The 21,131-nt window shown below is 64.7% G+C and carries 21 protein-coding genes; 10 read left to right on the top strand and 11 right to left on the bottom strand.

Going from position 1 to position 21,131, the window contains the following annotated elements; translation table 11 throughout:
• The first annotated feature begins 3 nt into the window (after positions 1-3).
• Positions 4-612 carry a polyhydroxyalkanoate synthesis repressor PhaR gene (gene phaR / locus FJ443_RS04465; RefSeq protein WP_140493348.1) on the top strand — a complete coding sequence of 203 codons (609 nt, stop codon included), beginning with the start codon at positions 4-6 and terminating at the stop codon, positions 610-612.
• Between the two features lie 24 nt (positions 613-636).
• On the opposite strand, the gene FJ443_RS04470 is transcribed toward phaR, so the two are convergent.
• A complete protein-coding gene (locus FJ443_RS04470; RefSeq protein ID WP_140662894.1) occupies positions 637-1,779 on the bottom strand; it encodes a citrate synthase in 1,143 nt (380 codons plus the stop codon).
• Between the two features lie 91 nt (positions 1,780-1,870).
• Here FJ443_RS04470 and FJ443_RS04475 point away from each other — a divergent pair, with 91 nt between their 5' ends.
• From FJ443_RS04475 to FJ443_RS04495, 5 genes are all read left to right on the top strand, one after another.
• Positions 1,871-2,959 (top strand): citrate synthase/methylcitrate synthase, encoded by a 1,089-nt coding sequence (locus FJ443_RS04475; RefSeq protein ID WP_140662896.1) that lies wholly within the window; start codon positions 1,871-1,873, stop codon positions 2,957-2,959.
• Positions 2,960-3,173: 214 nt separating this feature from the next.
• A complete protein-coding gene (locus FJ443_RS04480) occupies positions 3,174-4,304 on the top strand; it encodes a patatin-like phospholipase family protein (RefSeq protein WP_140662898.1) in 1,131 nt (376 codons plus the stop codon).
• 771 nt (positions 4,305-5,075) lie between these two features.
• Positions 5,076-6,251, top strand: a complete 1,176-nt coding sequence (locus FJ443_RS04485) for an efflux RND transporter periplasmic adaptor subunit (RefSeq protein WP_140662900.1) — start codon at positions 5,076-5,078, stop codon at positions 6,249-6,251.
• Positions 6,252-6,326: 75 nt separating this feature from the next.
• Positions 6,327-9,500: an efflux RND transporter permease subunit gene (locus FJ443_RS04490; RefSeq protein ID WP_140662902.1), complete on the top strand. Its 3,174-nt coding sequence runs from the start codon at positions 6,327-6,329 to the stop codon at positions 9,498-9,500.
• Positions 9,501-9,596: 96 nt separating this feature from the next.
• Entirely contained in the window at positions 9,597-9,755 is a 159-nt protein-coding gene (locus tag FJ443_RS04495; protein ID WP_140493366.1) for a DUF3309 family protein, read from the top strand.
• 56 nt (positions 9,756-9,811) lie between these two features.
• On the opposite strand, the gene FJ443_RS04500 is transcribed toward FJ443_RS04495, so the two are convergent.
• Positions 9,812-10,771: an SDR family oxidoreductase gene (locus tag FJ443_RS04500; protein WP_140662904.1), complete on the bottom strand. Its 960-nt coding sequence runs from the start codon at positions 10,769-10,771 to the stop codon at positions 9,812-9,814.
• Positions 10,772-10,864: 93 nt separating this feature from the next.
• Between FJ443_RS04500 and FJ443_RS32030 the strand changes: the two genes are divergently transcribed.
• Entirely contained in the window at positions 10,865-11,065 is a 201-nt protein-coding gene (locus FJ443_RS32030) for a hypothetical protein (protein WP_181175059.1), read from the top strand.
• Between the two features lie 101 nt (positions 11,066-11,166).
• Entirely contained in the window at positions 11,167-12,081 is a 915-nt protein-coding gene (locus FJ443_RS04510; protein WP_140662907.1) for a LysR family transcriptional regulator, read from the top strand.
• Here FJ443_RS04510 and FJ443_RS04515 read toward each other — a convergent pair.
• The 3 genes from FJ443_RS04515 to FJ443_RS04525 all read right to left on the bottom strand — a co-directional run bounded on the left by FJ443_RS04515 (position 12,039) and on the right by FJ443_RS04525 (position 14,465).
• Positions 12,039-13,220, bottom strand: a complete 1,182-nt coding sequence (locus FJ443_RS04515) for an MFS transporter (protein WP_140625000.1) — start codon at positions 13,218-13,220, stop codon at positions 12,039-12,041. The two genes, FJ443_RS04510 and FJ443_RS04515, sit on opposite strands and share 43 nt — an antisense overlap.
• Positions 13,221-13,348: 128 nt before the next feature.
• The gene (locus FJ443_RS04520) at positions 13,349-13,657 is read right to left on the bottom strand and encodes a DUF1244 domain-containing protein (protein WP_140493382.1); all 309 of its coding nucleotides are present in this window, start codon (positions 13,655-13,657) and stop codon (positions 13,349-13,351) included.
• Positions 13,658-13,667: 10 nt separating this feature from the next.
• Entirely contained in the window at positions 13,668-14,465 is a 798-nt protein-coding gene (locus FJ443_RS04525; RefSeq protein WP_140493385.1) for an N-formylglutamate amidohydrolase, read from the bottom strand.
• A 246-nt stretch (positions 14,466-14,711) separates the two neighbouring features.
• On the opposite strand from FJ443_RS04525, the gene FJ443_RS04530 reads away from it, so the two are divergent.
• On the top strand, positions 14,712-15,200 hold the full coding sequence (locus FJ443_RS04530; RefSeq protein WP_140493388.1) for a DUF1036 domain-containing protein: 489 nt from the start codon (positions 14,712-14,714) through the stop codon (positions 15,198-15,200).
• Positions 15,197-16,630, top strand: coding sequence for a pyruvate kinase (gene pyk, locus FJ443_RS04535; RefSeq protein WP_140493391.1), 1,434 nt, complete (start codon positions 15,197-15,199; stop codon positions 16,628-16,630). The genes FJ443_RS04530 and pyk overlap by 4 nt, the downstream gene beginning before the upstream one ends.
• A gap of 15 nt (positions 16,631-16,645) precedes the next feature.
• Here the strand turns inward: pyk and FJ443_RS04540 are convergent, their stop codons facing one another.
• The 6 genes from FJ443_RS04540 to purE all read right to left on the bottom strand — a co-directional run bounded on the left by FJ443_RS04540 (position 16,646) and on the right by purE (position 21,052).
• Positions 16,646-17,110 carry a hypothetical protein gene (locus FJ443_RS04540; RefSeq protein ID WP_140662910.1) on the bottom strand — a complete coding sequence of 155 codons (465 nt, stop codon included), beginning with the start codon at positions 17,108-17,110 and terminating at the stop codon, positions 16,646-16,648.
• Between the two features lie 52 nt (positions 17,111-17,162).
• A complete protein-coding gene (locus tag FJ443_RS04545) occupies positions 17,163-18,230 on the bottom strand; it encodes an alpha/beta hydrolase (RefSeq protein ID WP_140662912.1) in 1,068 nt (355 codons plus the stop codon).
• A gap of 104 nt (positions 18,231-18,334) precedes the next feature.
• Positions 18,335-18,973, bottom strand: coding sequence for a hypothetical protein (locus tag FJ443_RS04550; protein ID WP_140625001.1), 639 nt, complete (start codon positions 18,971-18,973; stop codon positions 18,335-18,337).
• A gap of 108 nt (positions 18,974-19,081) precedes the next feature.
• Entirely contained in the window at positions 19,082-19,207 is a 126-nt protein-coding gene (gene ykgO, locus FJ443_RS04555; RefSeq protein ID WP_125004464.1) for a type B 50S ribosomal protein L36, read from the bottom strand.
• A gap of 274 nt (positions 19,208-19,481) precedes the next feature.
• Positions 19,482-20,558: a 5-(carboxyamino)imidazole ribonucleotide synthase gene (locus FJ443_RS04560; RefSeq protein WP_140662914.1), complete on the bottom strand. Its 1,077-nt coding sequence runs from the start codon at positions 20,556-20,558 to the stop codon at positions 19,482-19,484.
• Positions 20,555-21,052, bottom strand: coding sequence for a 5-(carboxyamino)imidazole ribonucleotide mutase (gene purE / locus FJ443_RS04565; RefSeq protein WP_140625003.1), 498 nt, complete (start codon positions 21,050-21,052; stop codon positions 20,555-20,557). The genes FJ443_RS04560 and purE overlap by 4 nt, the downstream gene beginning before the upstream one ends.
• Between the last annotated feature and the right edge of the window lie 79 nt (positions 21,053-21,131).

A 21,131-nucleotide genomic window follows, 5' to 3' on the forward strand; every position in this document is an offset into this window, starting at 1 on the left:
CAGATGGCTGCGAAAGACGATCCGATCGTCATCAAGAAATATGCCAATCGCCGGCTCTACAACACCGGCACCAGCACCTATGTGACGCTCGAGGACCTGGCCGAAATGGTCAAGAAGGGCGAAGAGTTCACGGTGCAGGACGCCAAGACCGGCGACGACATCACGCATCCGGTTCTGACCCAGATCATCTTCGAATTGGAGAACAAGGACGGGCAGAACATGCTGCCGATCCCGTTCCTGCGCCAGTTGATCGCCTTCTACGGCGACCAGATGCAGATGATCGTGCCGAGCTTCCTCGAACAGTCGATGATCGCCTTCTCCAAGGAACAGGAGCGCTTCCGCGAGCAGATGAAGGGCGCCATCGGCAAGTCACCACTCGACATGATGAAGATGGCCACGCCGATCAAGGCGCTGGAGGAGCAGACGCGCCGCAACATGGAAATGTTCCAGAATGCCATGCGGCTGTTCACGCCTTTCCCGCCGGCAGGCTCGGCACCTGCGGCGGCCCCCGCCGAACCGGCCAGGAAGGAAACGCCGGAAAAACCCGACGATCTGCAGCAGTTGAAGGACCAGATCGCGGCCATGCAGCGCAAGCTCGACACCATGTCGTGAGCGCGCAGCGCTTTTCTTCCGATCCTACGGCAATAATCCCTCATAGCGACCGCGCGGCCTGATGCTGCCGCCGCTCATTGCCTGTTCGACCATGTGGGCGGCCCAGCCAACGCTGCGCCCAAGCGCGAACAGCTGGAACGGCGCATCGCGCGGCAGGTCGAGGCTGCGCGTCAGAACGGCCAGGGCAAAGTCGACGTTCGGGCGGGCGCCGGTCGCGGCAATGGCGGCGATTTCCAGCGATCGCAATGTTCTGTCGGTGTTCTCGATGGCCGCCAAAAGCGCCGTGGCGCGGGGATCGCCTTCGGGATAGAGCGGATGGCCAAACGCTGGCAAAGGCCTGTCATGGCCGAGCCAGCGCCGGATCGCCGCATCGGCGCCGTGCCGCGCCGCATCGTCCGCGAGTTGCATCACCGCCTCGCCGGCGCCACCGTGCCGCGGACCGGAAAGTGTCGCCAGACCCGCGAGCAGGCAGGCGGCGGGCGAGGCTCCGGTCGAGGCCGCGACGCGCGCCGCGAAGGTCGATGCGTTGAGTTCGTGATCGGCAAGCAGCACAAGGGCGCGCCGGATAGCCTGCGCCCCGCCTTCATCCACCGACCAGCCTCGCGCCAACCGCATGTGCACCGGATCTGATCCCGCCGAGGCGCCAAGAGCGCCGGCTAGCACGCCGATCGCGCGCGCGGCGTCGGCGCACAGCGAGGCGGCGCCGCGCCCTAGTGAAGGCCGCGCCTGGCCGGCGAGCATGGCAAGTTGCATGAAGGCCGTGGCTCGGCCGAGTTGTTGGGATTGATCCGAGGCCGGAGCCTCGAAACCCACCGGCTCAGGCAGGGCCCACAGCACGGCGGCGGTCTCTTCGAGCGTGGCATGTTCGGACAGCGCAACGGCGTCGCGGCCCCGATAGACAAGGTGGCCGTGCGAAACGGTCGAGATCGAGGTGACGAGCGAGGGTTCGCCCCAGGCGATGGCGCTTTCGGCGATGGCCGATGGGCTGCGTCCGCGCTCTCTTCGCATCATCAGGGCCGCGATATCGTCGACGCGATATTGGCTGCGGCGTGGATCGGCACTGTCCGGGCGCATGCCGATGCGCCCGCGACTGACATAGGCGTAGAGCGTCTGCGGCCGCACCTTGAGCCGTTCCAGTGCCTCGTCCCGCGACAGCCATTCGGACATGTCGGTCCCATATTGATTATGTTGATCAAGATTGATGCGCGTGTTGCCCATCCTTATCCTTAGTGTCGGAAAAGCTCAAGGAGACAAAGCCATGGCGAACGGGCTCGATGATGTGGTGGCGGCGGAAACGGTGCTGTCCGACGTGGATGGGCTGGGCGGCCGCTTGACGATCCGGGGGTACTCCCTGCCGGAACTGGCCGGGCGATGGAACTATCCGCAGGTCGTTCGCCTGCTTCTCGACGGCTTCTTCTACGACCTTCCCGGAGACGCGGAACTGGCCGCGAGACTGGGCCAGGCGCGCGTCGAGGTGTTCGACCGGCTCTTGTCTTGCCTGCCCCTGCTGGCGCCGCTCGACGTCTATAGCGCCATGCGTGCCGGCATGGCGTTGCTGCCTGACGGCGAGACGCTGACGGACGCGCTTGGGCTGATCGCGGCGCCCGCCGTGCTGACGCCGGCGCTGTTGCGCCTGCGGCGCGGCGAGCAGCCGGTCGCGCCGGATGGGAGGGCCGATCATGCCGCCGATATGCTGAGGATGCTCGACGGTTCCGTGCCGACGCCGGCTCTGGCAAGGGCACTCGACACTTACCTCGTGACCGTCTGCGACCACGGCCTCAATGCCTCGACCTTCGCCACGCGCATCGTCGCCTCGACGCAGGCCGGGCTGACATCGTCGGTGCTGGCTGGCCTCGGCGCGCTTAAGGGGCCGCTGCATGGCGGCGCGCCCGGCCCTGTCATCGAGATGCTCGACGCCATCCAGGCGCATGGCGACGCCGCCGGCTGGCTGCGCGGCGAGATCGCGCGTGGTAAACGCATCATGGGCTTCGGCCACCGCATCTACCGCGTGCGCGATCCGCGCGCCGATGTGCTGAAGGCGGTGGTGCGGCAGCTCGGCGGCGAGGGCGAGACCGGTCGCCGGCTGGCCTTCGCCGAGACAGTCGAACAGACGGCGCTCGATGTGCTTCGGATTGCCAAGCCGCAGCGCTCGCTGCAGACCAATGTCGAGTTCTACACCGCGCTGGTGCTGGAAGCGGCGGGTTTTCCCAGCCAAGCCTTCAGCAATGTCTTCGCGGCCGGGCGCGTCGCCGGTTGGGTCGCGCATGCGCGCGAGCAGCAGACGACGGGACGGCTGATCCGGCCGCTGTCGCGCTATGTCGGACCGATGCCGGACCTCGTCGCCTGAGCATCAAATCTGTTTCGAAGATGCGCCACCCTTCTGCCGCGAGGCGGAGGGGTGTTTCTGCATGATCGAAATTTCATGCGATCACGCGACCGTGCCCGTGTTCTTGCCTTGGTGTGTCCTTATATGCTGCACTGCAACATAGGTCTGCCGTGACGGTGACGCCCCGATTCCCGGGCGCGCGCAATAAGTCAGGCACCGGATCGACAGGAACGCCATGACGAAGAACGGCGAGGCGGAGGAAAAGAAGAAGATCAACATCGCGCTTCAGGGCGGCGGTTCCCACGGGGCTTTTTCCTGGGGCGTGCTCGACCGGCTTCTGGAGGATGGCCGGCTGGAGATCGCAGCGGTGTCCGGCACAAGCGCGGGCGCGATGAACGCGGTGGCGCTGGCCGACGGCTTCGTTCGCGGCGGCGTCGAAGGCGCGCGCAAGAAGCTCGACGACTTCTGGCATGCGGTGGCGGCGAAGGGCCGGTTCAGCCCGGTGCAGCGCATGCCGTGGGACGTCGCCTGGGGCAATTGGTCGATCGAGAACACGCCGGGTTATGTCTTCTTCGACACCATGTCGCGCGTGTTCTCGCCCTATGTCGCCAACCCGCTCGGCCTCAATCCGCTGCGCGACGTCGTTGCGCAGGAGATTGATTTCAAGAATGTGCATGCCTGCAAGTCGATGGAACTGTTCATTTCCGCCACCAATGTCGAGACCGGACAGCTACGGGTGTTTTCCGATGGCGAGATCGACCTCGACACAGTGATGGCCTCGGCCTGCCTGCCGCAACTGTTCCGCGCCGTCGAGGTCAAGGGCGTGCCCTATTGGGATGGCGGTTATGGCGGCAATCCGGCGCTCTATCCGTTCTTCAAGACGGCTGCCACCGAGGACGTGCTTTTGGTGCAGATCAATCCGGTCGTGCGCGAGGGAACGCCCAAAAGCGCCAACGAGATCCAGAACCGCATCGACGAGATCACCTTCAACGCCGGGCTGCTGCGCGAATTCCGTTCGATCGCCTTCGTCAAGGAACTGATCGCCGCCGGCCGCCTGCCGCGGGGCGAGTACCGGGACATCCGCATGCACCGCATTGACGCCGATGAGGCCTTCAAGGACCTGTCGGCATCATCGAAGGTCAATGCCGAATGGGCATTCCTGGCCTATCTGCGCGATCTTGGCCGCACCGCTGCCAGCGATTGGCTGGAGGAGAACTACGATGCCGTCGGCAAGCGGCCGACGCTCGACCTCTCCGGCGAGCTCGACGACGGCTTCAAGCCGGTGCGGGGTCCGGCACCTGGCCGACGGGTGAAGGAATTCCTGGCCGCGCGCAAGAACCCCGAAGCGGAGCGTCGCCGGGCCTGAACCCGCATCCGTCACACGGGCGTGATCTGCCGCCCGGTGCCAGCAAGTTCCTTCCGGCGCCAGCAACAACCATCGCGTGTGAGGCGCGCATCATCATGCTGACGCCTGCTGCCAGTGTCGTGCGGGCGCCGCTGTTGGGCGCCATCCCTCGACCGTATCCGGAACGGTGACTGGCGGGCGAGGAATACTGCCACGAACAGCACCAGCAGGCGTTTTGTTCGAGGCTATATCATGTCTCAAGCCTAGACGGCGGAACGCGATGGAGCAGACGCATCGAGGCGACCCGTCCTCGCTCCTGGAGCATCCGGCTTGACCAGGGAACGACGATCTGGATCAGAGTTGAACGGTCCGTTCTTCAAGCAATTCCAGTGTGTTGCGTGAAATGTCGCACGCCGGGATGGTCCGTCAGGCCGAGGTTATCATCGTGCTCGAAACCCGCGCCGGGTTGAAAATCGCTCCGCGCCGGCATCGTGCCTGCGAGAGCGGACGCCGGCCTTGCGGCGTCGGACCTTTCACGGCCGATCATCGGTCGCCAGCAAGCCCGCCAAAGCCGCACCGCCTCTGGGCAAAAAACGTTTCGCGGCACTCACGCCCCGTCCGGCTTCGAAATGCTGCTGCAACTTTCCGACTATATTGCGTTGCAAACTTGATGTAGAAGCGCGCTTCGCCGATCACGGCAATTTGAACACGGCCTGGCGCGCACCCATATCGGCGACGCGCTCCTCGAGGAGGACGCAGTCCCGGCCAAACCCCGCAGTGGAAAAAACGACGATGCCGAAAATCAGGTTTCACAAGCTTGCTGCCATTGTTGTGCTCATCGGTTTCGCCGCCTGGATGGCGACGGGCGAGTTTTCATCCGTTGGCAGTGCCGCCGCCGACGCCCAGAGGGCGGCAGAGGCCGAAAAGGCCAAGACGCCGGAGGCCGGCAAGCCGAACACGGCGCAAGCCGAGCCGAAAGCCGCGCCGCGCACCGTCGCGGTGGTGACGCCGCCGCGCAAGACCTATGCGCGCGCTATCCGCATTTCGGGGTTGACCGAGGCCGACAAGCGGGCGGTGCTAGCAACGCGCGTCGCCGGTGTCATCGACAAACTGCCGGTCAGCCAAGGCCAGCACGTCAAGACGGGCGATCTGGTTCTGATGCTGGCGGCCGAAGAGAAAATCTCGAATGTCGACAACGCCAAGCAGTTGCTGGCGCAACGCAAGGCCGAGCTCGACGCCGCCGAACGGCTGGCCAAGACCGGCAATCTGCCGAAGCTGCAGCTCGACACGGCGCGCTCGAATTTGACCTCGGCGCAATCGATGCTGGAGACCGCGCAGGCTGAGCTCGACCGCAACGAGGTCAAGGCGCCGTTCGACGGCGTCATCGACAGGGTGCCGGTGGAACTCGGCAGCTCGGTCATGCAAGGCGGCGAGGTGGCGACCATCCTCAAGCTCGATCCGGTGATCGCCCGCGGCGAAATCAGCGAACGCGACCTGCGCTACATCAAGATCGGCGAAGAGGCCAATGTGCGCCTGGTCAACGACCAGAAGGTCACCGGCACCGTGCGGTATATCAGCCGCGACGCCTCCTCCCAGACCCGCACCTTCCGTGTCGAAGTGGCGATCCCAAATGCGGATGGCAGCATCCCCGCCGGTATGACGGCCGAGATCACGCTCAGCGCCGAGCCGACCGACGCGGTTCTGCTGCCGCGTTCGGTGGTGACGCTGGGTGACAAGGGCGATCTCGGCATCCGCGCCGTCGGCAGCGACGACAAGGTGGCCTTCTACCCGATCGACCTGGTGGACGACATGCCGAACGGTCTCGTGCTCGGCGGAATTCCGAAAGATGCGCGCATCATTGTCGCCGGCCAGGAACTGGTGAAGGAAGGCGATATCGTCAAGCCCGTCGAGGCCGACCAGGCGACCATCAACAAGCTGATCGGCGAAGCCACCGCCGGTACGCAGTAGCGCAAAGCCCGGCGTCGGGATCTCCGGCGCCTCCCGCCAGTTCGCCGCTTCCGAAGAAACAGCAGGCATCAAGTCATGGATATCGTCAGACTCGCAATCCACAACGCCCGCCTCACAATATCCGCCCTGCTGTTCCTGCTGGCGGCGGGCTGGGTCGCCTATCAGTCGACGCCCAAGGAAGCGGAACCCGACGTTCCGATCCCGATGATGTATATCAGCCTGATCTACCAGGGCATTTCGCCGGAGGATTCGGAACGCCTTCTCCTGCGGCCGATGGAAAGCAAGCTGAAGAGCCTAAAGGGCCTCAAGGAGATGCGCTCGGCCGCCTTCCAGGGCGGCGGCTACGTGCTTGTCGAGTTCCAGCCGCAGACCAATCTGGCCACGGCGCTCCAGGACACGCGCAGCAAGGTGCAGGACGCCAAGGCCGACCTGCCGCAGGCGGCCGAGGAGCCGACGGTCAACGAGGTCAACGTTTCCGAGTTTCCGGTCCTCGTCGTCACTCTGTCGGGCGACGTGCCGGAGCGCGTGCTGACGGCGGCTGCGCGCGAACTGCGCGACCGTATCGAAGAGGTACCGGGCGTGCTGGAAGGCTCGCTGCAGGGCGCGCGCGACGATCTGGTCGAAGTGGTCATCGATCCGGTGAAGCTGTCCTCCTACGGGCTGCAGCTCGACCAGCTGATGCAAGGCGTCGGCGCCTCCAACAGCCTGGTCGCCGCCGGCAATCTCGAAGGCTCGGAAGGCAAATACGCGGTCAAGGTGCCGTCGCTGATCGAGACGCCCGAGGACGTGGCCAACCTGCCGGTCGTCGCCACACCCAACGCCGTGGTGCAGGCCAAGGACATCGCCACCATACGCTCGACCTTCAAGGACGCCGAGACGGTCACTCGCCTCGACGGCAAGCCGGCCATCGCCATCGAGGTGAAGAAGCGCATCGGCGCCAACCTGATCGACACGCTGAACCATGTCAGGGAGGTGTCCGACACCTTCATCAAGACGATGCCCGAAGGCATGCATGTCACCTACACGCAGGACAAGTCGGTCTTCGTCAACCAGCTCTTGGGTGACCTCCAGAACCACGTCATGATCGCCGTGATCCTGGTGTTCATCGTCATTCTCTACGCGCTGTCGGGCCGCGCCTCGCTGCTCATCGGGCTGGCCATACCATCGTCCTTCCTGATCGGCATATTGCTGCTTGCCATGATGGGCTACACGATCAACATGATCGTGCTGTTCAGCCTCATCCTGGCGGTCGGCATGCTGGTCGACGACGCCATCATCGTCACCGAGTTCGCCGAGCGGCGCATGAGCGAAGGCATGCCGAAGGCGGATGCCTTCGCGCTCGCCGCCAAGCGCATGGCCGGCCCGGTCATCGCGGCGACGATGACGCGCATTGCCGCGTTCTCGCCGCTGCTGTTCTGGCCCGGCATCATCGGCGACTTCATGAAATACATGCCGATCACGCTGATCGTCACGCTGTCGGCCTCGATGCTCTATGCGCTGGTGTTCGCGCCGACGCTGGGCGCGATCTTCGCCAAGGCGCCGAAGCATCACGAGGACGACAACCGCGACGGCTGGTACATGGCCATCGTCAAGCAGGCGGTGCGCTTCCCGATCACCGTCCTGGTGCTCACCGTGGCGCTGCTGTTCGGCGTCGGCTACGCCTATTCGAAATACGGCGCCGGCGTCGAGTTCTTCCCCAGCGTCGAGCCGGACTACGGCCTGCTCTACGTGCATGCGCGCGGCAATCTTTCGCTGGCCGAGATGGATGCCGCCACCAGGACGGCGGAGAACAGGCTGCTCGGCTGGCCGGGCGTAAAATCGGTCTATACACGCGCCGGCAAGACTCAGGGCGGCGGCCAGGACATTCCCGAGGACGTCGTCGGCGTGATCCAGTACGAGTTCGTCGACTGGCGCGAGCGCAAATCGGCCAACCAGATACTTAGCGACCTGCGCGGCGTCATGGCCGGCATTCCCGGCGTCGATGTCGAGGTGCGCGTGCCGGAGGCCGGCCCGCCGACCGGCAAGCCGATCCAGATCAGGCTTTCGGCCGCCGATCCCGCCGGGCTCGACGACAAGGCGCGCGAAGTGGCGGCGCGGATCGCCAAGGTGCCCAACGTCATCGACATTTCGGACGGCCTGCCGCCGCCCGGCGTCGACTGGGCGCTCGAGGTCGACCGCGCCAAGGCCGCCCAATACGGCATCAGCCCGACCTCGGTCGGCACCGTGGTGCAGCTGGTGACCAACGGCTTGAAGCTGTCGGAATACCGGCCGGCGGGCGCGGACGATGCCGTCGACATCCGCCTGCGCCTTCCGGAAGACCGGCGCACGCTGTCGACGCTCGACGAACTCAGGGTGCAGACGTCGCAAGGGTCGGTGCCGATCTCGAACTTCGTCGTGCGCAAGCCCGAGCCGACGGTCGGCATTCTCAACCGCATCGACGGCGCGCGCACCGTCGTGGTGCAGGCCAATGTCGCCGCCGGAGCGCAGGTCGCAGCTGTACAGGAGCAGGTGACCAAGGCGGTCTCGGACATGGATCTCGGCAGCGGCATCCGCTGGAAGCTCGCCGGTTCCAACGAGGACAGTGCGGAAGCGAGCGCCTTCCTCAGCAAGGCCTTCGGCGCGGCGATCTTCCTGATCTTCCTGGTGCTGCTGGCGCAGTTCAACAAGTTCACCAGCGTCTGGCTGGTGCTGTCCTGCGTGGTCATGGCGACGATCGGCGTGTTCCTGGGCCTGCTTCTGACAGGCGAAGCGTTCGGCATCGTCATGTCGGGCATCGGCGTCATCGCGCTGGCCGGCGTGGTGGTCAACAACAATATCGTGCTGATCGACACCTATGACCGGCTGCGCGAGGAGGGCTGGGACAAGATGGAAGCGGTGCTGCAGACCTGCCGTGAGCGTGCCCGCCCGGTGGTGCTGACGGCGGTTTCGGCTATCTTGGGCGTGCTGCCGATCGCCTTCGGTCTCGGCCTTGAAATCTTCCATCATGAGACGACGATCAACGCGCCGTCGACGCAATGGTGGATTTCGCTGTCCTCGGCGATCGTGTTCGGCCTGTCCTTCGCCACGGTGCTGACGCTGGTTGTGACGCCGTCGATGCTGATGGTGTTCACCCGCGCCAAGGTCAAGCCCGGCGCGCGGCGAGGGTGGTTCAGCCGGCTGTTGCGACGCGGCAAGGGAGAGATCTCGCAGGAGCCAGCAGCCGATGGCGACGCCGAGCCGGCAATCGCCTTCCCGAAGGCCGCCGAATAGAGCGGTTTCGCAAGCCCGACCAAAAGGCCGCCCGGGAACTACCGGGCGCCTTTTGCATTGTTCCCTCGGATTCAACCAGACGGCGAGGGCTCTAAAATGACGATCAGCACGATTCTCATCATCATCCTGATCCTAATCCTGATCGGCGCGGTGCCGGCATGGCCGCATTCGCGCTCCTGGGGTTACGGGCCGTCGGGCATCGTCGGCGTCGTCCTCGTCGTGGTGCTTATCCTGCTTCTGATGGGCCGGATCTGACCGGCAACGATTTGCGGCCGGGCCCGCCGTTCCCGTCTTTTCGGCACGCTCGGCAATCACGCTGCTTGGTGCCAGGCCGGCGCGACGGCGATACCGATATCCTGCAAGGCTTCGTGCACCGCCTGGTCCAGAGGGGTGTGCGGGATTTCACCGATGATCTCGTTCAGTCGCGCCGAGGCCAGCCGGTGCGCCTCGAAACGCAGATAGGACATCGAGACGATCTCGCGCCACATCGCCACGAACGGGCTGCCGGCGCGCAGCACCCACCAGGGCATGAAGCTTAGTTTAAGCTTGCGTCCGAGCGCCTTTTCGGCGGCCGTCTTGATCTCGATGTCGGTGACGGCATGGCCCGGAAAATTCAGCGCCTCGTAAGAGCCGAGCTTGTCGAGATTGCGCGCCAGTGCGACGAAACCGACAGCGAAATCCGGCAGATAGGCCCATTCATGCACCAGATCGGCCGGGCCGGGCGCAGTGTAGATGCCCTTGCTCATCTTGGCGGCGACGACGAGGTCGAACCAGGAGCCGTTGCCGGTGCCGCCGAAGAAATCGCCGGCGCGCAGAATGATCGTGCGCACCCGACCCGCCTCAGCTTCACGGCGGAACAGCTCCTCCATGGCGCAGCGGATCCGCCCTTTCTCGGTCGTCGGATGGAACGGCGTGCCTTCCGTGATCACCGCCGGCATCGGCGAGCCATAATTGTAGACGGTGCCGGGGAAGAGATGCAGCGTGCCGTTGGCTCGGCAGGCGGTCATGACATTCTCGGCCATCGGCAGGCACTTGCCCCAGTCGGTGTAGATCGGGTTCAGGCCGTTGAAAATGATGTCGACGCGCTGCGTCGCGCGGATCAGAGACTCGCGGTCCAGCGCATCGCCGGCGACGGCCGTCGCGCCTGCAAGCTCAGCCGGCACCTTGCCGGTGCGGGTGATGGCGCGGACATCATAGCCCGCGTCGATGAAGGCCTTGGCGACCACGCGGCCGAGCCGGCCATTGGCGCCGAGGATTGCAATCTTGGTCATTCTTCGTCTCCTGTTTGCTGTGAAGCGACGGGACAAGCCCACCGCCTTGGGGATATCTCGGCGTCTGTTCAGCGGTTGCCGAAGAGGTCGCGGTTGCTGCCCTGGACGACCGGCTTCCGGATGATTGCATTCGACTTCTCGATCGATGTGGTGATCGTCTTGTCTTTGCTGGCGACAGGCGTCTGGCTGGCATTTGTTCGAGCCGAACTTGTCGCTGCTTGCGAAAGCGGCGTTGGCGGCGATGAGGAGGGCAGCGGCGGTGAGTGCAATCCTGGTCATTTGGGTTACTCCTGATTGGCTTGTTGCAGGGCGTATCGATGTTTGCAGGCCGAATATGATTGCCTCACCAATGAATTGAAATTGACCATGTGTGCAGTTCTGATATTCAGTTGTGAATGGCTGATATCGACTGGAACCTGATCAAGAGCTTCGTCACGGTCGCTGAGACCGGCAGCCTGTCGGCCGCGGCGAGAAAGCTATCGGCAAGCCAGCCGACGCTTGGCCGCCACATCTCGGAACTAGAACAAGCGCTCGGCGTCATCCTGTTCCGGCGCGGGCGAAGCGGCTACGCGCTGACCGAAGCCGGGGCCACTCTCTTCGAGCGCGGCAAGGCGGTGAGCGAGCAGGCGAGCGCTTTTTCACGGCTGGCGCTGGGTTCGGTCGAAGCGATCGAAGGGACGGTGCGCATCGCCGCCAGCGAGGTGGTGGCGGCCTATGTGCTGCCCGACATGATGGCGCGGCTCGGCATCGAGGAGCCCGGCATCGAGGTCGAGATCGTCGCTTCCAACCAGCTCGAGAACCTGCTGCGCCGGGATGCCGACATCGCCATCCGCATGGTCAAGCCGACACAGAACGAGTTGGTGGCGCGCAAGGTCTGCGATATCGCGCTCTGCGCCTGTGCTTCCCTAGCCTATCTCGACCGGTGCGGCCGCCCGCGCGAGCCGGCCGACCTGCTCGACCACGCGCTGATCGGCTTCGACCGGAGCGACGAGATGATCCGAGGCTTTACGCATTTCGGCATATCGGTCACGCGGAACAGTTTTCGCTTCCGGGCCGACAACCAGATCGTGCTTTGGGAGGCGGTGCGGGCGGGAAACGGCATCGGCCTCGGCCAGGAGCCGCTGGCCGAGCGGGACCCCCTGGTGGAGAAGATGCTGCCGGGCCTGCCGCTGCCCAGCTTGCCGGTGTGGCTGGCCATGCATCGCGACGTGCGCACCAGCGTGCGCATCCGACGCGTGGCGGATTTCCTTCACGAGGAACTGAAACGCTATTCGGCCGGCGCCGCGTCGGGAGCGAATTCGGCGCGATGAGCTAATCCGGCCATCAGCAGGACGACGATCAGCAGACCCGACATGGCGATGAAGATCGGGCCGAAGCTGGAATGCTCGGCGACGAAGCCGATCGCCGAGGGCGCCACGAGGATGCCGGAATAGCCCATGGTGGTGACGACGCTCATGCCGGTGCCCGATGACATGCCTTCCTGGTTGCCGCCGGCCGAAAAGATGATCGGCACCATATTGGCGATGCCGAAGCCGCACAGAGCGAAGGCGGAGATGGCAAGCCAGGGTGAGGGCGACAGGCCTGCGATCAGCATGCCGGCGGCAGCGATGATCGCCGAACCGCGCAACGTCGTCACGGCCCCGAAACGATTGCGCACGCCGTCGCCGAAGAAACGCATGATCGCCATGACACCGGAAAAGGCGGCGTAGGCGAGACCGGCAATGGCGAGATCGGCGCCGAGTTCCTGCCTGAGATAAAGCGCTGCCCAGTCGAGTACGGCGCCTTCGGAGACCATCGTCAGCAGCGCCATCAGGCCGACGAAGTAGACCAGCGGGTTTCCCGGCAAGGTGAATTTATGATGCTCCGCAGCCTGCGGCCTGCCCTCGGCGACGATATAGGGCACCGCCGCCGCGATCGCCGCTAAGGCAAGCGCCGTCACCACCGCGGCGTGGGCGAGGTGGCCGTAATTCTGGATGGCAAAGCCGCCAAGGGCACCGCCGGCGAAACCGCCGAGGCTCCAGAAGCCATGCGAGGAGGACATGATCGCGCGCGACAGCCGCCGCTCGACCACCACCGCATTGGCGTTCATGGCGACATCCATGCCGCCGATGGAGCCGCCAAAGATGAACATGGCGACGGCAGCCAGCGGCACGTTGGGCGCCAGCGCCACGACCAGCAGACCGAGGCTGCCGCAGAGGCCAAACCAGCGCAGCACGGTGCGCGAGCCGTGTTTCGAAATCAGGTGACCGCACCAGGTCATGGCGGTGACGGCGCCGGCGCCGAACAGCAGGATCAAAAGCCCCAGAGTGAACTTGGAAATGTCCAGGCGGGTCAGGAACACCGGGATCTGCGGCGCCCAGCTGCCGGTCAGGAAGCCGTTGGCGAGGAAGATGGCCGCCACGGCCCAGCGGCCGCGAATGGCGGTCTGCATTGCATTCGACGCGTTCATAGGCGAATCCGGTCAGAAAGTGGCTTTGCGCGGCAAATTAGATCGATTCAATTTTCAGTCAAGCGCTGCGCTCGGGAAGCATTTGGGCCAAACGAACGCCTAGGGTAATCGAGGACGTGAGAGACCACCTAGTGGTCTCTGGGTCGCCTGGCCTCGAATTCGGCCTTCTTGGCGTCGGAGGTTTCGGTCTGGTGCAGCGCCTGCCATTGCGCGTAAGGCATGCCGTAGACGATCTCGCGCGACTGGTCCTTGCTGAGATCGACGCCTTCGGCTTCCGCGGCCTCGCGATACCAGTTCGACAGGCAGTTGCGGCAGAAGCCGGCGAGGTTCATCAAATCGATGTTCTGCACGTCGCCACGCTCACGCAGATGCGCCACCAGCCGGCGAAAGGCGGCGGCCTCGAAGTCGCGTTTCTGTTCGTCGCTGAGTTCGGTCATCGAAACCTCCTCATAACGGCCCGGTGCGCGAGCCGAACATCTTCACTTGGTGTATATCGGGACGGCGATCGATCGCGTCAACGATCGGCGCCAGACGCTCAGCCCACGAAAGCGCATCCCCGCCGGTCGCGATCAGGTCCTGGCGGATTTCGATCAGCGCGTGGGCATAGCCGTTGACGATGGCGTGCCTGAACATGGTGTCGCCCCGCAGCGCGCCGTCATAGGGCTCGTTGTCGCCGACAACGAGGTTTTTGTCAGCGGCCAACATGTCGATCAGCGGCCGCGCCACGCGGTCGTCGCGGTCCCACAGCACGCCGACATGCCACGGCCGCTGCCTGCCCTGCATGACCGGCGTGAAGGAATGCACGGAGAAGATGAAGGGTGCCTTGCCGGAAGCCTGCGCGACCGAGGCGATCATGGCGCCGACGGCGTCGTGATAGGGCCGGTAGAAGCGGTCAAGCCGCCTTTCGCGCTCCTCCGGGGCGAGGGGATAGTTTCCCGTCACGACCGTGCCGTCATAGAGCTGACGGATCAGCGTCGGATCATCCTCGCCGCGATTGGGATCGATCAGCAGCCGCGAAAAATTGGCGAGCACCGCTGGCACATCGAGCAACGCAGCGAGTTCGCGCGTCACCGCCTCGACGCCGATGTCATAGGCGATGTGGCGGTCGAACGCCGCCGCCGGCAGGCCAAGGCTGCCATAGTCTTCAGGCAGGTCGCGGCGGGCATGGTCGGCCAACAGCACCATGCCCCGCTTGCGGTCGCCCTCGACGACATCGAAAGGCGCGAAAACTGTGGATCGGGTCATTGGCGGGAAATGGTCTGTTCGCTGGCTTCCGGGGAGGATGCTATCGTCTTTCCACGAAGACGACGCGGGCGCAATGCCGTTGTTTGGCCAAGGTTTCCGCTGAAATCTGGCAAGGGGCGACGGATCGCGCGCCGGGAGCCTTCTTAAATCGATTGGAATTGGACAAAACGGCGCGTTGACATGCGCCCGGACTTTTCCGAAAAGGGGCGCAGAGAGATGCTGATGTGGTTCTTGAGGGGTTTCAGGATGAGTTCCGCCGGCGGGCGGCGCGTGCGCTTCGCCTTCGCCATGCCGCTCCTGACGCTCGCCGTGGGTTTGTCCGCGATGGTTGCGGCCTCGCCCGCCCGCGCTGATTTCCGCGTCTGCAACGCGACGCAAAACCTGGTCGGCGTCGGCATCGGCTATCGTGCCAAGGCCGGCTGGATCACCGAGGGCTGGTGGCACATCGAAGGATCGAGTTGCAAGACGCTGATCGAAGGGCCGCTGTCATCAAGGTTTTACTATCTTTATGCAGAAGACGCCGAACGCGGCGGACGCTGGGACGGCCCGATCAACATGTGCGTGGCTGAAAAAGAGTTCAAGATCGCCGGCGTCACCGATTGCGTCGCCCGGGGCTTCCAGCGCGCCGGATTCCAGGAATACGACACGGGCGAGCAGGCAAGCTGGATGGTCCAGCTAACCGACGACCCCGCAACGGGAGGCGCGCCAGCCGCCCCGGGAACGAACAGTCAATGAGACGCAGCCGCAAGGTCAAGATCCTAGCCACCATCGGTCCGGCCTCCTCTTCCGAGGAAATGCTGAAGAAGCTGTTCGAAGCGGGCGCCGATGTGTTCCGCATCAACATGAGCCATACCGATCACGAGTTGATGCGCACGCTGGTCGGACGCATCCGCGCCGTCGAGGAGACGGTCGGAAGGCCGATCGGCATCCTTGCCGACCTGCAAGGACCCAAGCTGCGCGTCGGCAAGTTCGCCAACGGCAAGGAGGTGCTGACCGTCGGCCAGACCTTCACGCTCGACGACAATCCCGAGCCCGGCACCGCGGCCAGGGTCTATCTGCCGCATCCCGAAATCCTGAGTTCGGTCGAGGCCGGCCACCGGCTGCTGATCGACGACGGAAAGCTGGAGCTGAAAGCGGTGAAGGCCAATGGCAAGGCGATCGTCTGCACCGTCGTTGCCGGCACCACGATTTCCGACAGAAAGGGCGTCAGCCTGCCCGATACCGACCTGCCGGTCGGCGCGCTGACCGAGAAGGACCGCAGGGATCTCGACGCGGTGCTCGCCACCGGCGTCGACTGGATAGCGCTGTCCTTCGTGCAGCGGCCGGAGGACCTGGCCGAAGCGCGCAAGATCGCACGCGGCCGGGCGCTGATCATGGCCAAGATCGAGAAGCCGCAGGCGGTTGCCCGTCTGGCCGAAATCATTGAACTCTCAGACGCGCTGATGGTCGCGCGCGGCGATCTCGGCGTCGAGATGCCGCTGGAAGCCGTGCCCGGGATCCAGAAGCAGATCACGCGCGCAGCGCGCCGCGCCGGCAAGCCGGTGGTGGTCGCCACGCAGATGCTGGAATCGATGATCACCGCGCCCGTGCCGACCCGCGCGGAAGTCTCCGACGTTTCGATCGCCGTCTTCGAAGGCGCCGACGCCATCATGCTTTCGGCCGAATCGGCCGCGGGCGCCTATCCGGTGGAAGCGGTGGCGATGATGAACCGCATCGCCACCAAGGTGGAAACCGATCCGACCTATGCAGGCATCATCAACGCCCAGCGTTCCGAGCCTGAAGCAACCGGCGCCGATGCGATCTCGCTGGCGGCCCGCGAAATCGCCGAGACGCTGAAACTGTCGGCGATCATCACCTACACGGCTTCCGGCACCACGGGCCTGCGCGCCGCGCGCGAGCGCCCGCAGGTGCCGATCGTGGCCCTGTCGCCGATCGTCAACACGGCGCGGCGGCTGTCGCTGCTGTGGGGCACGCACTGCGTCGTCTCCCCCGATGCCACCGATCTCGACGACATGGTCGATCGCGCCTGCCGCATCGCGCTTGAAGAGGAATTCGGCAAGCCCGGCGACCGCGTCATCATCACCGCCGGCGTGCCGCTAAGGACGCCCGGTTCGACCAATATGCTGCGCATCGCCTATGTCGGTTCGGACTTGGGCACCCGATAAGCCCGCCCCAGGGCTTCACCGCGTTGCGATCTTGAGAGCTCTTGTTGCCGCTGCGGCGTGGTCAATGCGCTGAAGGAAGCGACGCGCGCGGGGTATGGGATCTTGCAGGTATTGATCCGGTCCCCGCATCTTTCGCCGATTAAGTTCGGCAGTGTCGAGCAGATCGAAATCGACCTTTTCCAGCGTGCAGTGCCAGTCGGCGCTGTGCGAAGCCCATCCTCGTTTGTGGTGTTCCAGAAGCCGTTCGCGGCTGGAATAGCCATGGTAGTCGAAGGCGATCACGCCGTTGGTCACATAGATATGGTTTCCGGAATCGTTCCCGCTTGGAATGATCCGCTCGCCGTAAAATCCGTCCAGGGGAGGATAGCTGAGAAAGACGCCCGCAAGGATGGGGCAGGCGCCGTAACCGAAGAAGATGCGGTCCGGCAGCGCCCAGAATTTTTCGGGATTTTTCTTTATGCCGTGTTTGAGGACGTACATGCCGCTCTGGCCCCGATACCCTTTTTCGACGACCATTTTCGGAAGACGCACATCAGGTCGGCGCCAACTCCGCTTCGGGTTCCTTGAGGTCGGCGCATTTGCCGACGCCATAGGCATCGCCGGCGATCCGCGCTTCCACCGCCCTTGCCATCGCCTCCAGATCCACACTCCTGCCGGCGGCCTTCTCGATGGCGCCAACGACCAGATCAGACGCGATCCAGTCCGGCTTGTGGCCGAGATTGCGCACCCAGACCAGTTCGGCGCTGGCAATGTTGCGCTCGAGGCCGACCGAATGGATATGGGCGTAGACGACCTTGTCTCGATCGCCCGAGATGACCACGGTCGGCGCCTTGATCTCGGCGTAGCGCGGCGCGGCCCCAAGCGCATAGCGGTAGAGGTCGGCGACATCGCTGGCATTTGCGCGGAAGGCCGACGGTCTCAGCACCAGCGGGATCGAGGCCTCGGCGACATAATTGTCCGGCACTTTGTTGGGCGAGAAGACGCAGGTCGTAGCGTCGGCGATCCGCAGCATTCCTGCCGGATAGCTCAGCGTTTCGGAGAACAGCCGGCCGATCACCGGAATGGTGGTCAGGTCGTAGTACCAGGCGGTTGCGCCGCCGGGCCACGGATGGGTTGCCGGTGCCAGGAATACCAGTCCGAGCGTCTTGTCGGCATGCTCGCGGCCGAAGGCGGTCGTCACCGCGCCACCGAAGGAATGGCCGACGATGATAGCCTGCTTCATGCCGAGATGGTCCATCAGCGCGGCGACGGTGTCGGCCTGCGACCACGGATCCTTGTTGTTGCCGGGCCCGCGTCCCGACCAACCGAATCCCGGCCGGTCGAAGAACAGCAATTCGGCGCGCCCTTCGAGCAACGGCCTGAGCGGCAGCATCTGATCCCTGAGATTGGCGCTGGCGCCGTGGATGAAGACAACAGGCGGCAGGTCGGCCTTGGCGTGGCCAGGAACGTGGACATAATGGATGCGCGCGCCATCGATGTCGATGAATTCGCCGACGGCCGGGTTGCGGCGCTCGATCAGCCAGGAGCCGACGCGGGTGATGCCGACAAGGCCAAAGACGAGCGCCAGAAGGAAGGCGAAGACGGCATAGAGCAGGTTCATGTGGGATATACGAGAAGGAATAGGGGAATAGGGGAATAGGGGAGTATTTCCGGGCGATCTCTTTCCTACTGCCTTACTGCCTTATTCCCCTACTGCCTTAAATATCAAATGCCTTCGCCGGCGAGTTCTTCCGAAAGCGTACCGACTTGATCCTGGGCGCTGCGCAGCATCGGATAGATGGCAAGGACCTTCTGCCAAGCCTCGAGCGCCGATTGCTTGCGTCCGGTCACGGTCATGATCTGTGCCAGGCCCGACAGCGCGCCGAAATGGCGTGGTTCGAGTTGCAACGTATGGTCGATGTCGGACATCGACTTGCCGTAGTTCTTCATCATGAAATGCACCGTGGCGCGCCGGTTCCAGCCCTCGGCATAGGCCGGCTGCAAGGTGACCACCTGGTCGAGGAAATCGAGCGCTACGTCGAATTTCTGGTTCTCGAGCGCCTTCTGCGACCATTGCATCATCAGGTCGATCGAGGCGCTGCCCGACTGGGACCATTCGCTCCAGATGATGCCGGCGATACGCTCTGCCGCCTTTTCGTTGCGCTCGCGCTTGAGATCGGCAAACAGCTTGTCGAGGCGGGCTTCCCTGTTCATTGCGGGAGGCGGGGCTTGCGGCACTGGCTGGGCATCCGGAGGCGCCGGCTCCGGGGCCGCTTGCACGGCCGCCCGATCATCGGCCCGAGCCGGCAACGAGACGGCGCTGCAAAAGAGAAGGACCGTCAAAAATGCAAAAAAAATCCGCATCGCCCGAATCTAGTCCCGGGCGGCGGAACGTCAAACTGATTTTAGCGTGAACGGCCGGCGGACCGACGATAAACACCAACTGCGGAGGCAAAAGCCTCGCGACGAAGCTCAGCCCTGGCGCGCCTTATAGCGGGGGGCGGTCTTGTTGATGATGTAGACGCGGCCCTTGCGGCGAACCAGACGGTTGTCGCGATGACGCGCCTTCAGCGCCTTGAGCGAATTCTTGATCTTCATGGTCTTGCCTGTCGGTGTGGACCCGGTCCGGGTCGAAATTTTAAGGCGCGCCAGAAGACGCGCCTTTGAACTGTGGGTGGCTCATAAACGAGGAGCCTTGTCCGTGTCAACCGCAAGCATGCCCGGTAGCGGAGATGAATGCCCGGTGTCGTCAAATATCCGCAATCGGCCAATGGCTCGGCGCCGGCTGGTATGATGTGGTGGTCGCCACATGACTGGGGAACGCCATGCGCCGAGTTTTCCTGCCCGGTAGCTCGCGGCGTCGAGATTGCTGTCAGGCGCGGCGGCTGATCCGGGTGAAATGGCCCATCTTGCGGCCGGGCCGCGCTGCGGCCTTGCCGTAGAGATGCAGCATCAGGTCGGGCTTCGCCAGCAATTCCGGAACGCGCAAGATATCGTCGCCGATCAGGTTCTCCATCACGCAGTCGGAATGGCGTCGCGGGTCGCCGAGCGGCAGGCCGGCCACGGCGCGGATATGCTGCTCGAACTGCGAAACGGTGCAGGCGGCTTCCGTCCAGTGGCCTGAATTGTGGACGCGGGGTGCGATCTCGTTGGCCAGCAGCGAGCCATCGGCCAGCACGAAGAACTCGACGCCGATGACGCCGACATAGTCGAGCGCCGACAGGATCTTCACCGCCGCCGTCCGGGCCGCCTCGGCTGTCCGGGGCGCGATCGCGGCCGGCACGGTCGATGTGTGGAGAATGCCGTTGCGGTGGACGTTCTCGGCCGGATCGTAAGCGGCGACGACGCCATCGATGCCGCGCGCGGCGATGACGGAGACTTCGCGCTCAAAGGAAACGAAGGCCTCGAGGACCAGCGGCACGTTGCCCATGGCCTCGCAGGTGCCGGCGAAGCTGCCGGCTTGCATGTCGCGGAAGACGCGCTGGCCCTTGCCGTCATAGCCCATGCGCCGCGTCTTCAATATGCCGCTGCCGCCAAAGGATTTCAGCGCTGCGGTCAGCTCGCCGTCATTGTCGACCGCGCGGAAATCCGCCGTGGCAATGCCGATGCCGTTGAGAAATGTCTTCTCGGTCACCCGGTCCTGCGCCACATCAAGCGCGCGCGCAGGCGGATAGACCGCCACCTTTGCGGCGAGCGCCTCGGCGGCGGCAACCGGAACGTTCTCGAATTCATAGGTGACGACGGCACTTGCCTCGGCCAATTCGGCAAGCGCGGCGGGGTCATCGTAGGCGGCCGTGACCTGACGGTTGGCGACCTGTGCCGCGGGGCAATCCGGCTGCGGCTCCAGCACCACGGTGCGGTAGCCGAGGCGAGCGGCCGCTATTGCCAGCATGCGGCCGAGCTGGCCGCCGCCGATGATGCCAATGGTCGATCCGGCGGGCAGGCTCACGGCGTGTCCGTGGGTTCGGCCGCGACCTTGGCGGTCTGCGAGGCGCGCCAGGCATCGAGCCGCCCGGCAAGCTTGTCGTCGTTGAGCGCCAGAACGGCGGCAGCCAATAGGGCTGCATTGGCAGCACCGGCCTTGCCGATGGCCAGCGTCCCCACCGGAATGCCGGCCGGCATCTGGACGATGGACAGCAGCGAATCCTGTCCCGACAGGGCTTTGGATTCCACCGGCACGCCGAACACCGGCAGCGGTGTCATCGCCGCCGTCATGCCGGGCAGGTGCGCCGCACCGCCCGCACCGGCGATGATGACCTTGTAGCCGGCGGCCTTGGCGCCCTTGGCGAAGGCATAGAGCCGGTCGGGGGTGCGGTGCGCCGAGACGATCAGCCGTTTGTGCGGGATGCCAAGCGCCTCCAGTGTCTCGGCGGCATGGCGCATGGTCGCCCAGTCGGACTGGCTGCCCATGATGATGGCGACGTCGACGCGTTGATCGTCCAAGCTTCTGCTCCCGGCGACAAAGGCGCGCCTTAGCGGAATTCGGCGGCGGCGGCAAGGATGCGGGGCATTGCCGGGGTCC

Source organism: Mesorhizobium sp. B2-6-1 (assembly GCF_006440475.1).
Classification (GTDB): domain Bacteria; phylum Pseudomonadota; class Alphaproteobacteria; order Rhizobiales; family Rhizobiaceae; genus Mesorhizobium.

Coding starts and splice junctions, on each gene's coding strand:
- FJ443_RS04510 (WP_140662907.1), top strand. CDS start 11,167: ATGGCTGATATCGACTGGAACCTGATCAAGAGCTTCGTCACGGTCGCT.
- FJ443_RS04490 (WP_140662902.1), top strand. CDS start 6,327: ATGGATATCGTCAGACTCGCAATCCACAACGCCCGCCTCACAATATCC.
- FJ443_RS04470 (WP_140662894.1), bottom strand. CDS start 1,779: ATGTCCGAATGGCTGTCGCGGGACGAGGCACTGGAACGGCTCAAGGTG.
- FJ443_RS04545 (WP_140662912.1), bottom strand. CDS start 18,230: ATGAACCTGCTCTATGCCGTCTTCGCCTTCCTTCTGGCGCTCGTCTTT.
- FJ443_RS04515 (WP_140625000.1), bottom strand. CDS start 13,220: ATGAACGCGTCGAATGCAATGCAGACCGCCATTCGCGGCCGCTGGGCC.
- FJ443_RS04500 (WP_140662904.1), bottom strand. CDS start 10,771: ATGACCAAGATTGCAATCCTCGGCGCCAATGGCCGGCTCGGCCGCGTG.
- FJ443_RS04485 (WP_140662900.1), top strand. CDS start 5,076: ATGCCGAAAATCAGGTTTCACAAGCTTGCTGCCATTGTTGTGCTCATC.
- FJ443_RS04520 (WP_140493382.1), bottom strand. CDS start 13,657: ATGACCGAACTCAGCGACGAACAGAAACGCGACTTCGAGGCCGCCGCC.
- ykgO (WP_125004464.1), bottom strand. CDS start 19,207: ATGAAGATCAAGAATTCGCTCAAGGCGCTGAAGGCGCGTCATCGCGAC.
- FJ443_RS04550 (WP_140625001.1), bottom strand. CDS start 18,973: ATGCGGATTTTTTTTGCATTTTTGACGGTCCTTCTCTTTTGCAGCGCC.
- pyk (WP_140493391.1), top strand. CDS start 15,197: ATGAGACGCAGCCGCAAGGTCAAGATCCTAGCCACCATCGGTCCGGCC.
- FJ443_RS04495 (WP_140493366.1), top strand. CDS start 9,597: ATGACGATCAGCACGATTCTCATCATCATCCTGATCCTAATCCTGATC.
- FJ443_RS04525 (WP_140493385.1), bottom strand. CDS start 14,465: ATGACCCGATCCACAGTTTTCGCGCCTTTCGATGTCGTCGAGGGCGAC.
- FJ443_RS04530 (WP_140493388.1), top strand. CDS start 14,712: ATGAGTTCCGCCGGCGGGCGGCGCGTGCGCTTCGCCTTCGCCATGCCG.
- FJ443_RS04475 (WP_140662896.1), top strand. CDS start 1,871: ATGGCGAACGGGCTCGATGATGTGGTGGCGGCGGAAACGGTGCTGTCC.
- FJ443_RS04480 (WP_140662898.1), top strand. CDS start 3,174: ATGACGAAGAACGGCGAGGCGGAGGAAAAGAAGAAGATCAACATCGCG.
- FJ443_RS04540 (WP_140662910.1), bottom strand. CDS start 17,110: ATGTACGTCCTCAAACACGGCATAAAGAAAAATCCCGAAAAATTCTGG.
- phaR (WP_140493348.1), top strand. CDS start 4: ATGGCTGCGAAAGACGATCCGATCGTCATCAAGAAATATGCCAATCGC.